Here is a 12,396-nt window from a genome sequence, read left to right on the forward strand (position 1 = left end):
GCCGCGGCACGGGCCGCCCGAGGGGCGCGGGGACCCCGGTCCCCGCGCCCCTCGGGCGGAGGCGGTCACCGGCCGGGCCGGACGCCGGGTGCGCCGAACTACCAGCCGGAGGGCTTGGCGGTGCCCATGGCGCGGGTGACGGTGATTTCGACGACGACCCGGTTCGGGTTGACCCGCGGCGTCTTGTACCGGTCGGCGTACCTGGCCTCGGCCTCGGCGACGGAGGCGGGGTCGTCCTTGACGACGGCCGTCCCCTCCAAGGTGCACCAGCACCGTCCCTCGACCTGGCCCACGGCGACGCGCGCCTCCCCGCCGGCGGCGAGGGCGGCCCGGATGTTGCGTACCTTCCGGCTGCCGCCGTCGCTGATGACACGGGCGATCCGCGTCCTCGGGTCGTAGGTGACCCCGACGGGCACGAGGTGCGGGGTTCCGTCGGGCCGGAAGGTGGTGAGGAAACAGGGCCGGCGCTCCTGCCAGAACGCGTCGTCCCCGGCGGTCGGCGGATTGTCTGTGCTCAACGGGTCGTCTCCTCGTCCGTACGAAAGGCTCGAGCGCCCGGCCGGCACGGGCACCAGGGTGTCGACCGTACGCGAGGCCGCCCCCGCCTCGGCCTCCGCGCCGGGAGACGCCGGTGGTCCGACGGCCGGAACGGACCCTGATCCGGAGCGGAAAGGACGAGGGGGAGCGGCCGGGGGGCGTGGGCGTGGGCGTGGCGGACGGTGACGGCCGGGGCGCCCCCACTACCGTCGAACGATGGGCCACAGCGCAGGCACACCCCGGAGGGACCCCGAGGGCGACGACGTCCGCACACGTCTCGTCGCGCTCTCGCGCGACTGGGCGGACGCCATCGTCTCCAACGACGTCACCCGGATCGGTGGTTTCATGGCCGAGGAGTGGGTCATCGTCTCCGCGTCGGGCGTTTCCACCAGGGAAGATTTCCTCTCCCTCGTCGCCTCCGGGAACCTGCGTCACTCGGCGATGACCGCCATCGGCCTGCCGAGGATCCGTGTCCACGGCGCTGCCGCGGTCCTCACGGCACGGGTGACGAACACGGCCCATTACCTGGGCGAGCGCTTCGACGCCGACGAGTGGACGACGGACGTGTTCGTGGAGCGGGACGGCCGCTGGCTGTGTGTGCTGAGCCATGTCACGGCGGCGGCCCCGGACCCGGACTGAGGTCCGGGGCCCGCACGGGCGATGGCCCCGCGGGGAGCGGCGCATGGCGTCACTCCGCCGGGGTGCCGATCCGGAGCCGGTTGCCGTCGGGGTCGCGCAGCTCGATCTCCCGCGCCCACGGAAGCTCCTCTGCCCGCACACCGAACTCGGAGGCGACGGCCTCGACGTCGTGGACGCGGAGATAGACCAACGTGCCGGGGCGGGCATCCCCCGTGTGCTCCGACAGGAACAGCCGCACCCGGCCCCGGGCCACCTCGACGAACGCGGGAAGTCCCGGTTCGAAGCGGTGCTCCCATTCCTTGGCGAAGCCCAGCCGCTCGTACCAGGCGACCGCCGCCGCGACGTCCCCGACGCGAAGGATGGGGATGACCTCTTCGTCCATCCGGTCATCGTCGCAGATCTTCCGGGACCAGGGCCGTCGTCGGCCGATACCGGCCGGGAGGGGCCCGGCGCGGCCCGGAGCTCCCGTCAGCCGCGGTGGAGGGTGGCGGCCAGGTGGTGCAGCGTCGCGTGCGCCGGGAGCAGCGACGGCCCGTACCACGTGATCAGCCGGCCGCTGAGCAGCCGGGTCGGCGTGCGGCGGAAGGCCTCCGGACCGTCGTCGGCGGTGAACACGTACGGTTCGTCCGGCAGGAGGACGGCGTCCACCCCCGGTCGGTCGATCTCCTGAGGCGTGGTGTGCGGATAGCGGTCCGGGTGCTCGGCGAAGGCGTTGGCGAGACCGGCACGGCGCAGCAGGTCGCCGGTGAAGGTGGACCGCCCGACCACCATCCAGGGATCGCGCCAGACGGGCACGGCGACGGTCGCGGACACCGGGGGGAGGGGCCCGCTCCAGAGCGACCGGGCCGTGGCGAGCCAGTCCGGCACGGGCGCGGCCAGCGCCTCGGTGAACAGCCGTCCGAGCGAATGGAGGGCCTGGGGGAGGGTCTCGACGACGGTCACCCACACCGGGATCCCCGCGGCCCGCAGCCGGACGACGTCCCGCTCGCGGTTCTCCTCCTTGTTGGCGATCACGAGGTCCGGGCGGAGCCGCGCGATCGCCGCGCGGTCCGGGTTCTTGGTGCCTCGCACCCGTGCCACGTCGAGTCCGGAGGGACGGCCGCACCACTGGGTCGCACCGGCCAGAACGTCAGGAACGCTCTCGGCGACCGCCTCCGTGAGGGACGGCACCAGGGACACCACGCGTCGAGGCGGCCGGGGCAGGGGCACGGGCGTGCCCATGTCGTCGTGGTACGTCGGCACCGGCGTTCCTCCCGGGTGGTGGTCCTGTCACCGTACGCCCTGGCCGGCGGGCGGCGCGGGGACGGTGGTCCCACGCCGCACCGGCGGCGAGGCCGACCGTGCCCAGTCTCCGGCGGTGCGGTCTCCGCCCGATGCCGTCCTTCCGGACAGGTGACCCTCTTCCCGACCGGCCACCGCCGGATCCGGCCGGCCCCGCCGCGCCGGGCGGGACCGAGCCGCGCGGACGTCTCGGCGCCCTCGGCGGCGGCCGCTCCGACCTGCTCCCGGCGGGGAGAAAAGCCGGGTCAGGCGTCATAACCGACCTTCGCTCTCCTCGTTTCCTCTCATGGATGCCGGCAAGTCCCGGGCATCGTTCACCCCGTCGGATTGGAAGTTCCCACGTGAGGCCTCAGGCCACCGACACGCGTCAGATCGTCGAACAGCGCTGGACGGCCGACCGTGCCAGAACCGGACGCACCCTGACCGTGTCGACCGCCGTGCACGCGGCCACCATCCCCCACACAGGCCGGTACGACCGTCCGGGCCGGCACGACATCCCCGTCCTGCGTGCCGCGCTCGCCGCGGCCTCCGAGGACGTCGTCATCTACGACCTGGACGGCATCGGCCGCCAGTACACCGCCTTGTGCGCCGAACTCCCCGGTCTCGCCGTCCGGTTCGCGATGAAGGCATGCCCGGTGGACGAGGTGCTCGGCCACCTCGCCCGGCTCGGTTCCGGCTTCGACGCGGCCGGCCCGCAGGAGATCGCCCAGGCGCTGCGCACCGGGGCGGCGCCCGAGCTGATCCACTACGGCAACACCGTCAAGTCCGACCGCGACATCGCCGAGGCCTACCGGCTGGGCGTGCGGGACTTCGCCACCGACAGCCTGGAGGACGTCGCCGCGATCGCCCGACACGCCCCCGGAGCAAGGGTCTTCTGCCGGATCGCCACCACCGGACACGGGGCGTTGTGGGGCCTGAGCCACAAGTTCGGCTGTTCGCCCGAGGACGCCCTGCGGGTGCTCGGTGCCGCCCGGGCCGCCGGACTGGTGCCCTCCGGTCTGTCGGTGCACGTCGGGTCCCAGCAGATGACGGCCGGGGCCTGGAGCGAGGCGATCGAGACACTGGCCGCCGCGCTGGAGGAGCTCAACCGGCACGGCATCGTCCTGGACCGGATCAACCTCGGGGGCGGACTGCCCGCCCTCGGTGTCCTCGACCGGCGGGGCCGGCCGCTGGAACCCCCGCTGGACACGATGTTCACCGTGATCCGCGAAGGCATGGAGCGACTGCGCGCCGTCAACGCCGCCCCGCTGGACTTCCTGCTGGAGCCCGGCCGCCACCTGGTCGCCGACCACGGCGCGATCCGTGCCCACGTCGCCCGGCTCACCTCCCGCCACCGGCTCGACGGCACCCGTGAGGACTGGCTCTACCTCAGCTGCGGGAAGTTCAACGGCCTGTACGAGATGGACCAGTTGCAGTACCCACTGGAGTTCCCGACCCACCACGGCGGGCAGTTCGTCGACGCCGTGGTGGCCGGTCCGACCTGCGACAGCGACGACGCGTACGCCCGGGACGGCAGGGTGCGGGTCCCGTGGGCCGTCGCCTCCGGAGACCCGGTCTGGGTCCTGTCCTGCGGTGCGTACGCCGCCGCCTACGCCACCGTGGGGTTCAACGGCTTCGCGCCGCTGCCGTACTCCTGCGTCGGCGGCCCCGTTCCCGACGGAGAAGGCGCGTGAGCGACATCCTGATCCGGCTGCTCCGGGAGGAGGACTGGGAGGAGGTGGTCACGCTGGAGGAACGCGCCTACGCGGCGAGCGGCCTCTCCGAGGGAGAGGCGGCGTTGCGCTCCCGGCACGGTGCCTCGCCCTCGACCTGCTTCGTGCTGGAGCACGCCGGCGGCTTCGGCGGCTACCTGCTCGCACTGCCGTACCCGCCCCTGCGCTGCCCGGACCTGGGCCTCGCCGAGGAAGGCGCTGGGGAGGGAAGCAACCTGCACCTCCACGACCTGGTGATCGCCGAGCAGACACGCGGCCAGGGCCTGGGCCGCCGGATGCAGCAGCGACTGGAGGAGACCGGGCGGGCGGCCCGCTACGAGACGCTCTCCCTGGTCTCCGTGCAGGGCTCGCGGGAGCTGTGGAGCAGGCTGGGCTACCGCGGGCGGCCCGATGTCGGGCTGCCCGCGAGCTACGGGGCCGACGCGCTCTACATGGCGAAGCCCCTGGGAAGCGCCGGGGCCTCTGCCGGCGCCTCTGCCGGGACGCCTGCCGGGGCCTTCGCCGGGACACCTGCCAGGACGTCTGCCGGGACGACGCGGAGCTGAGCGTGCGGCAGGCGCCAGGCCCGGCCGTCCGCGAACGGCCGGGCCCGCCCGCGGCCCCAGGGCGCTTCCCAGCGCTTCCCCGGGCCGCCGGCGCGCCGCCGGCCGGGGGAGCGGGGCCGACGCACGGTCAGTGCCGCCAGCGCACCGCTTCGATGACGTCAGTGTCCGTGTGCGTCGCGAACAGCTCCGCCTCCGCCCGACGGACGGCGAGCACGGCCTCGTAGAGTTCCCGGCCGAGTGCCTGCCGCAGCAGCGCGGACTTCTCGTACGCGTCGGTCGCCTCCGACAGGCTCGCCGGGAGACGCTCGGCGGCGCCGAGGGCGGCGGGGTCGCTCCGGGTCTCGGGGGGCAGGGGCAGCCCGGCGTCGAGACCGGCGAGTCCCGCCGCCAGCACGCCGCCGATCTCCAGGTACGGGTTGGCCGTGGCGTCGAAGCACTTGAACTCGGCGTTGGCCTGGCCGGCGGTGGAGCCGGCGATCAGGCGAAGCGCCGCCTCACGGTTCTCCAGGCCCCAGCAGCGGTAGGCCCCGGCGAAGTGGGAGGGGACCAGGCGCAGGTAGGACGCGACGCCGGGCGCGCCGAGGGCGAGCAGGGCGGGCAGCTCCGCCAGTACGCCGGCGAGGAACCGCTCGGCGTCGGGGTGGAGCCCGTGGCGGCCCGGACCGCCGTGCCCGAGGTTCCGGCCCTCCCGCCAGAGGCTGAGGTGCAGGTGGCCGCCGTTGCCGATCGAACCCTCGGTGAAGACGGGCGCGTACGAGACCCGCAGACCGTGCCGGGCGGAGACGGCCCGGATGGTGTGGCGCACCAGCATCGTGGTGTCGGCCGCCTCGACCGGCCCCTCGGCGGCGACCGAGACCTCGAACTGCCCGGCGGCGTACTCGGGATGGATCTGCAGCACGTCCAGCCCCTGCGCGGTGAGGGCGCGCGACAACGCCCGCAGGTAGTCGGAGTGCTCGATGAAGCGGGTCATCCCGTACCCGGGCGCGAGAGTCGCCGGTTCCCCGGCGGCGTCGGCCACCACCCACTCGATCTCGATCCCGGCCCGCACCGAGAACCCGCGCCGCTCGACCGCCTCCGTGGCCCGGCGGGCGAAGCCTCGCTGGCAACCGGGGTGCGGGGCGCCGTCCTGGGTGTAGCGGTCGGCCGGTGCCCAGGCCCAGCCGGGCTGGGCGGCGAGCGGGGTGAGCCGGTCGAGGTCGGGGACGAGCCGCAGGTCGCCCGTCGCACCGGTACTCGACGGCGCGGTGGTGAAGGAGTCGTCCACCAGGGCGACGTCGAAGCAGGGTACGGCGCCGACACCGTACTCGGCGGCGTGTACGAGCCGGGCGAGCGGGACGGACTTCACCCGGGTGAGCCCGGAGTTGTCGACCCAGCCGAACACCACCCCGTCGATGTCGTCGGCGGCGAGCTGGGCTTCGGCCGCCCGGGCCTGGGCGGCCCGTTCGGCCCGGGAGTGCGTGGTGACCATGCCGCCCATGCTGGTGCTCGCGGCAGTGGCGGTACCGGGAATCGGCCGGGGGTTCACTCGTCCGTGAACGGCCGGGGCGGCGACGCGACGTCAGTGCTCCGGCTCGGGCCGGCGGGTCGCGTGACCGGTCAGGCGTGCCGGAGACAAAGGGTTCCCCATTGGAAGCCCGCGCCGATCCCGGACAGCACGTAGGCGTCCCCCGGGAGCAGGGAGCCTTCGGTGATGGTGGTGTGGAGTGCGGTGAACAGGCCGGCCGAACCGGTGTTGCCCAGTCGGTCGATGGTGACGGGGGCACGTTCACGGGGGACGCCCAGGGCGGCCATGGTCTCCGTGAGGATGTTCAGGTTGGCCTGGTGCAGGAAGAAGTGCCGGACCTGGTCGATCGGCACGCCGGCGTGGTGGGCGGCGCTGGTGATGCTCTCGGGCAGGCGTGTGGTCGCGGTGTTCCAGACGGCGCGGCCGTCCATGGACAGGTAGTGGTCCCCGGCCGCGACGGTCGCACTGCTGGCGGGCAGCCGGGAGCCTCCGGCGCAGATCTGGACGTCGTAGGACAGCTGGGAGCCCAGGCTGTAGGAGAGCAGGCCCGCACCGGGGGTGTCGCGGCGGGTCAGGACGACGGCTGCCGCGGCGTCCCCGAAGAAGACACCGGTGGTGCGGTCGCCGGGGTCGGTGACCCTGGAGGCGCAGTCGGCCGCGAGGAGCAGGATGGTGGTGATGGAGGGGTTCTGCAGGAGGTGGGCGGCGATCAGCATGGCCTGGATGCCGGAGGCACAGGCGGCCTGGGTGACGTCCAGGGACAGGGCGCGGTGGGCACCGAGGGCGTCCTTGACGATCAGCGCGGTCGACAGGAGCGGCTGGTCCCCGGTGTAGCTGGCGACGACGACCGCGTCCAGCTGGGCGGGCCCGACGCCGGCGGCGGCCAGGGCCGGGTGGGCGGCGGCGATGCACATGTCGGAGGTCGCCAGGCGCGGGGCCAGACGGCGGCGTTCGCGGATACCGGTGCGGCTGGTGATCCATTCGTCGCTGGTGTCCAGGGTGCGGGTGAGTTCCTGGTTGGTGACGACCGTCGGTGGCAGGTGCATCCCGGTTCCGGCGATGGCGAACGGCACGGACAGGCCGGCACCGGTCTGGTGGAACAGGGTCTGGTCCAGGGCTACGGTCACGCAGCGGCGCTCCGCTCGGGCGAGTCCGGTGCGCCTCGGAGAATGTCCATGGGCCGTTCCTTTCTCTTTCGGCGCGTGAATTCCCGGCGCCTGGGGCCGGGCGCATTCCCGCGCCGCCGCATCGTCTCACGGGATACGGATCTCAAGATCACTCATTAATCAATGAGGGTGAGAAAAGCTATGACTGCTTGACGTCGCACTGTCGGGAAATATTTGTCGTGCATCGCATGGACACGACTGGGTGCGGAGGGCGGATACTGGCGGTGAATCGGTTTTCTTGTGCCTTCGCGGAGGGGCCGATGCGGCACGACCAACGGGACGGACGGGACGGACGCATCGCGAATTCCCTGCTCGCGTTGTTGAGCCGGGAATGGATCGGCGTGCCGGTCGCGGTGCTCGTGGCGGGGGCGGGCGCGGGGCCGGCCGCGGCGGGGACGGCGTGGGCGACGGCGCTCGGCGGCCTGGCGATGGCCGTCGGCGTGCTGCTGGCGGCGGGAGCCGTACGTCACCTGGTCCTGATGGCCCGCGAGCGGCGGGAGAACCCCCCGCCGGGGCGGCTGGTGGATGTGGGTGGCCGGAGGATGCACGTCCTCGCCGAGGGGGAGGCCCAGGGCGGGCCGACGGTGGTCTGGATGCCCGGCGGGCACGCCCCCGGTGAGGACTGCCGGCCACTGCACACGATGCTCTCCGCCCGGACCCGGTCGGTGCTGATCGACCGGTTCGGCACCGGATGGAGCGATACCGGGACCTTCCCGAGAACGACGGCGGGCGAGGCGGAGGAGCTGCTGACGGCGCTGGAGGGAGCAGGGGAACAGCCGCCCTTCGTGCTGGTCGGCCATTCCCTCGGCGGATTGCTGGTCGCGAACGCGGCCAGGCGCCGGCCGGACCTGGTGGCCGGGCTCGTGCTGCTCGATCCGACGCCCCCGGAGGCCGTCGCCTTCGCGCCGCGGGCCCGCCGGCTCACCCGGATACGACGCGGGTTCCTGCTGACGGCGGTGCGGCACCTGTTCGGTGCCCACCGAGGCCTCGGGAACCGGGCCGGGCAGAGCTGCGCCGCGGCGTCGGTCTTCGCCGAGCTGTCGCCGTCCGGGCTGGCAAGGGTCGGCTGGGAGACCGTGGTGTACGACGGGGATCTCGGGGACCTGCCGCTGGTGCTGGTGATACCCCGGGACCTCGCCGGTGGCGAGGCGGTGCTCGCCGGGGCCCGGGACGCCGCCGAGGCCGAGCGCATCAGCCGCTTCTACCTCCGGACCAGGGTCCGGTACCTGGCGGCGTCGACGGCGTCCCGGCTGGTGCACTCACCGGAGGGAACGGGCCACGGCTTCCCTCACGAGGCGCCCGCGTTCGTGGCCGGCGTGGTCGGGGACCTGGTGCGGGAGCTGCGCGGGAACCGCCCCTGACCGCCTGCCGGTCAAGGGCTGCTCCGCCGGGGCGGGGGAACGCGCAGGGACGGCACGCAGGTGAGCAGCGTCCGGGTGTAGGGGTGCTCCGGCGCGCGCAGGACGGTGTCGGTGGGGGCGGTCTCGACGATCCGGCCGTGCCGCATGACCGCCACGGCGTCGGAGACGTGACAGACCGCCGGCAGGTTGTGGCCGATGAACAGCACGGTCAGTCCGAGCCGCCGCTGGAGTTCGCGGATCGTGTTGAGGACGGAGGCCTGCACCGAGACGTCGAGCGCCGAGGTGATCTCGTCGGCGATCAGCAGGCCGGGCTCGACGGCCAGTGCGCGGGCGAGGGCGACCCGCTGGCGCTGACCTCCGGACAGCTGCCGCGGCAGGCGGCCGGCGAGCCCGGGGTCCAGGCCGACGAGGCCGAGCAGCTCGGTGACGCGCTCGGCGCGGGTGGCCCGGTCGAGCCGGCGGAAGACGGTGGCCGCTTCGGCGAGCGCCTGGCGGACCGTCATCCGCGGGTCGAGCGCGGTGTCCGGGTCCTGGAGGACGATCTGGACGAGGCGGCCGAGCCGGCGCCGGTCGCGGACGGTGCGGGTGCGGACCTCCCGGCCGTCGACCAGGATCCGGCCGCCGTGCACGGGCACGAGGCCGACGACCGCGCGGGCCAGGCTGGACTTCCCGGAGCCCGACTCGCCCACGAGCCCGAGCGTGGTGCCGGACGGGATCTCCAGCGAGACGCCGTCCACGGCGGCGGGGGAGACACGGGGGCCGGGGTGGCGGACGGTCAGGTCGGTCACCTGGAGGGAGGTCATGACGACGTCACCGACTCCGGGGCAGCCGTCACCGGCACGGGAAGCCAGCAGGCGACCTGGTGGCCGGCGCCGAGGTCCTGCAGCGGGGGAGACTGCTCGGCGCAGAGATCCTGGCGCCGTGGACAGCGGGGCTCGAACGGGCAGCCCGGTGCGGGCGCGCTCGGGTCGGGCGGTGCGCCCTCGATCGTCGGCAGCGGCCGGTCACGGTCGGCGGCGAGGTCCGGCACCGAGGCCGCCAGCGCCCGGGTGTAGGGGTGCCGGGCGCCGTCGGCGAGCCGGCCGGCGGGCAGGGACTCGACGACGGTGCCCGCGTACATCACCAGGACCCGCTCGCAGACGTCGCGCACGAGGGCGATGTCGTGGCTGATGAACAGGAGCGCGGCGGAGGTGTCCCGCCGGATGCCAGTGAGCAGCCGGGTGATCTGCCGCTGCACGGTGACGTCGAGCGCGGTGGTCGGTTCGTCGGCGATGATCAGCCCCGGCCGCACCATCAGCCCCGAGGCGATCATCACACGCTGACGCTGGCCGCCGGAGAGCTGGTGAGGACGTGCGCGCAGCAGCGCCGGGGGCAGGCCGACCCGGCGCAGGGCGTCGGCGGCCTCCACGGCGGCCCGCGCACGGCTCGCGCCGCGGTGGGCCCGGACGGCCTCGGTGAGCTGGGTGCCGATCCGCAGGGACGGGTTGAGCGCCGAGGCCGGGTTCTGGAAGATCATGGCCAGGCCTGTCGCGAGGTGCCGGTCCCGTTCCCTCGGCGCCAGGGTGGCCAGGTCGGCTCCGAGCAGGCGCAGGGTGCGCCAGGAGACCCGGGCGTCGTGCGGGAGCAGGTCGGCGACAGCGAGCGCGGTGAGCGACTTGCCCGACCCCGACTCGCCGACCAGCCCGACGGCCTCGCCCGGCCGCAGCGAGAGGCTCACCCCGCGCACCGGCCGGATCGTGCCGCCCGGGGTGGGGAGGTCGACGGTGAGGTCCTCGACCTGGAGGACCGCCCCGTCCTCGGCGGGGCCGCAGCCCGGGCCGGGCGCCGGTGCGGGTGTGCGCGACGCCGGGGCGCGGCGGGCGACGCTCCCGGCCAGGACCTCGCCGAGCATCTGGAAGGCCAGCGCCGCGTAGAGGACGGCCAGGCCCGGGGCCAGTGCGGGCAGTGGCTCGGCGTAGATCCGGTCGAGCCCCTGGCTGAGCAGCAGCCCCCAGTCGTAACCGGGCGGCTGGACGCCCAGACCGAGGAAGCTCAGCCCGGAGAGGGCGACCAGGGTGGTCCCCGCCGCCGTGGTGGTGCTCAGGAGCAGCGGCTCGGCGATGTTGGGCAGGACGTGCCGCCACAGCAGCCGGTGGCGGCGCAGGCCGAGGACCCGGGCCGCGGCCAGGTGGTCGGTGCCCGCCACGCCGGCGGCGAGGGTCTGGGCGAGCCGGGCGAAGCCGGGGACGCCGGCGGCCGCGAGGGCCAGCACCGCCCCGGCGGCGCCCGCGCCGAACACGACCGCGAGGAACATCGCCACGAGGAGCGCCGGGAAGGCGAGCAGCAGGTTGGTCAGCCCGGCGGTCAGCCGGCGGCCGCGCCGTCCGAGGACGGCGGTGCAGGCCCCGACGAGGATTCCCGAGCCCGCGCCGAGCAGCACCGCCGCCAGCGCGAGCAGCAGGGACGGCCGGGTGGCCGCCAGGACCCGGGCGAGCAGGTCCCGGCCGAGGCCGTCGGTGCCGAAGGGGTGGGCCGCGGAGGGGCCCTGGAGCACGGCCGAGGGGTCCGGGCGGTCGGCTGCCGCGCCCCAGACCAGCGGGCCGGCCAGGGCGAGCGCGACGAGCGACGCCAGCATGACCGCGGTGACCCAGGCCATGGGCGAGTGACGGAGGCGGGAGGGCAGGCGCACGGTCACATCTCCCGGATCGCCGAACGGGGATCGATCACGGCGAGCAGCACGTCGACCAGGAGGCCGGCGAGCAGCACGGTGGTGCCCAGCACCAGCACCATCGCCTGGACCACCGGGTAGTCCTGCGCGACCACGGACTGGGCCATGGCGGAGCCGATGCCGGGCCAGGCGAAGACCTTCTCGACCAGGACGGTGCCGGCGATAAGGGCGGGCAGCAGGCTCCCGGCGACGGTGAGCGCGGCGGTGGCCGTGTTCGGCGCCACGTGCCACAGGTAACGGCGTGCGGGGGACAGCCGTTTGCTCCGGGCGGTGCGCAGGTAGTCCTCGCCCAGCACCTTCAGCGCCTCCACCCGGACGATGCGCAGCAGGACGGCGGTGGGGGCGAGGGAGAGCGCCAGGACGGGCAGGACGAAGGACCCGACGCCCGCCGCGCCCGCCACCGGGAGCCACTGGAGGCCGACGGCCAGCAGCGCGGTGAGCCCGGCGGCCAGGACGAAGTCCGGCACTCCGGCCAGGGCGGCGGTGACCGTGGTGAACGCCAGCTCGGTGCGCGGGCGGCGGCCGTCGCGGGTGCGGACGGCGGCCAGCAGTCCACCGGGCAGGGCGACGGCGAGGGTGACCACGAAGGCGAGCCCGGCGATCTCCAGGGTGGCCGGCAGCCGGGTGCGGATCAGCTCCACGACCGGTGTCCCGGTGACCAGGGAGGTGCCGAGGTCGCCGTGCAGGAGGCCGCCGAGGTAGTGCCGGTACTGGGACAGGAACGGCGCGTCGAGCCCGAGGGCGTGTCTGCGGGCGGCCACCAGGTCGGGGGCGGCGTCGACGCCGAGCGCGGCCCGGACCGGATCGCCGGGGACGAGCCGGATCATCGCGAACGACGCGGTGAGGACGAGGAGGAGGGAGAGCAGCAGCCGCACGGTGCGGCGGCCGAGGAACAGCGTCCAGGGATGTCGCAGCAGCTGGGGTACGGACATGGTGGGCCCCCG

At 74.4% G+C, this 12,396-nt stretch carries 12 protein-coding genes; 4 read left to right on the plus strand and 8 right to left on the minus strand.

The genetic code is table 11. The features are described from left to right. Positions 1 to 98 precede the first annotated feature (98 nt). Complete coding sequence (locus GBN72_RS02320; RefSeq protein ID WP_151769932.1) at positions 99 to 518, minus strand: TIGR03618 family F420-dependent PPOX class oxidoreductase; 420 nt, start codon at positions 516 to 518, stop codon at positions 99 to 101. A gap of 235 nt (positions 519 to 753) precedes the next feature. On the opposite strand from GBN72_RS02320, the gene GBN72_RS02325 reads away from it, so the two are divergent. Continuing rightward, positions 754 to 1,176 carry a nuclear transport factor 2 family protein gene (locus tag GBN72_RS02325; protein ID WP_151769933.1) on the plus strand — a complete coding sequence of 141 codons (423 nt, stop codon included), beginning with the start codon at positions 754 to 756 and terminating at the stop codon, positions 1,174 to 1,176. A 49-nt stretch (positions 1,177 to 1,225) separates the two neighbouring features. Here GBN72_RS02325 and GBN72_RS02330 read toward each other — a convergent pair whose 3' ends face one another. Beyond that, positions 1,226 to 1,558, minus strand: a complete 333-nt coding sequence (locus tag GBN72_RS02330; protein ID WP_151769934.1) for a glyoxalase superfamily protein — start codon at positions 1,556 to 1,558, stop codon at positions 1,226 to 1,228. A gap of 86 nt (positions 1,559 to 1,644) precedes the next feature. Beyond that, on the minus strand, positions 1,645 to 2,397 hold the full coding sequence (locus GBN72_RS02335) for a helical backbone metal receptor (RefSeq protein ID WP_151770882.1): 753 nt from the start codon (positions 2,395 to 2,397) through the stop codon (positions 1,645 to 1,647). A gap of 554 nt (positions 2,398 to 2,951) precedes the next feature. Here GBN72_RS02335 and GBN72_RS02340 point away from each other — a divergent pair. Next, positions 2,952 to 4,130, plus strand: coding sequence for a type III PLP-dependent enzyme (locus GBN72_RS02340; protein ID WP_246212328.1), 1,179 nt, complete (start codon positions 2,952 to 2,954; stop codon positions 4,128 to 4,130). Then, entirely contained in the window at positions 4,127 to 4,714 is a 588-nt protein-coding gene (locus GBN72_RS02345) for a GNAT family N-acetyltransferase (protein WP_151769936.1), read from the plus strand. Before GBN72_RS02340 ends, GBN72_RS02345 begins: the two co-directional genes overlap by 4 nt. A gap of 127 nt (positions 4,715 to 4,841) precedes the next feature. Here GBN72_RS02345 and GBN72_RS02350 read toward each other — a convergent pair whose 3' ends face one another. After that, complete coding sequence (locus GBN72_RS02350; protein WP_151769937.1) at positions 4,842 to 6,182, minus strand: type I glutamate--ammonia ligase; 1,341 nt, start codon at positions 6,180 to 6,182, stop codon at positions 4,842 to 4,844. A gap of 128 nt (positions 6,183 to 6,310) precedes the next feature. Continuing rightward, complete coding sequence (locus tag GBN72_RS02355) at positions 6,311 to 7,345, minus strand: 3-oxoacyl-ACP synthase III family protein (RefSeq protein ID WP_151769938.1); 1,035 nt, start codon at positions 7,343 to 7,345, stop codon at positions 6,311 to 6,313. A 299-nt stretch (positions 7,346 to 7,644) separates the two neighbouring features. On the opposite strand from GBN72_RS02355, the gene GBN72_RS02360 reads away from it, so the two are divergent. Continuing rightward, positions 7,645 to 8,745, plus strand: coding sequence for an alpha/beta hydrolase (locus GBN72_RS02360; protein WP_164540323.1), 1,101 nt, complete (start codon positions 7,645 to 7,647; stop codon positions 8,743 to 8,745). Positions 8,746 to 8,756: 11 nt separating this feature from the next. Here GBN72_RS02360 and GBN72_RS02365 read toward each other — a convergent pair whose 3' ends face one another. The 3 genes from GBN72_RS02365 to GBN72_RS02375 are packed head-to-tail and all read right to left on the minus strand — an operon-like array spanning position 8,757 to position 12,384. Further along, on the minus strand, positions 8,757 to 9,548 hold the full coding sequence (locus GBN72_RS02365) for an ABC transporter ATP-binding protein (RefSeq protein ID WP_151769940.1): 792 nt from the start codon (positions 9,546 to 9,548) through the stop codon (positions 8,757 to 8,759). Then, the gene (locus tag GBN72_RS02370; protein WP_246212211.1) at positions 9,545 to 11,413 is read right to left on the minus strand and encodes a dipeptide/oligopeptide/nickel ABC transporter permease/ATP-binding protein; all 1,869 of its coding nucleotides are present in this window, start codon (positions 11,411 to 11,413) and stop codon (positions 9,545 to 9,547) included. Before GBN72_RS02370 ends, GBN72_RS02365 begins: the two co-directional genes overlap by 4 nt. 2 nt (positions 11,414 to 11,415) lie before the next feature. Beyond that, the gene (locus GBN72_RS02375) at positions 11,416 to 12,384 is read right to left on the minus strand and encodes an ABC transporter permease (RefSeq protein ID WP_151769941.1); all 969 of its coding nucleotides are present in this window, start codon (positions 12,382 to 12,384) and stop codon (positions 11,416 to 11,418) included. Positions 12,385 to 12,396: the final 12 nt, after the last annotated feature.

The organism is Streptomyces abyssomicinicus (assembly GCF_008974245.1).
Classification (GTDB): Bacteria; Actinomycetota; Actinomycetes; order Streptomycetales; family Streptomycetaceae; genus Streptomyces; species Streptomyces abyssomicinicus.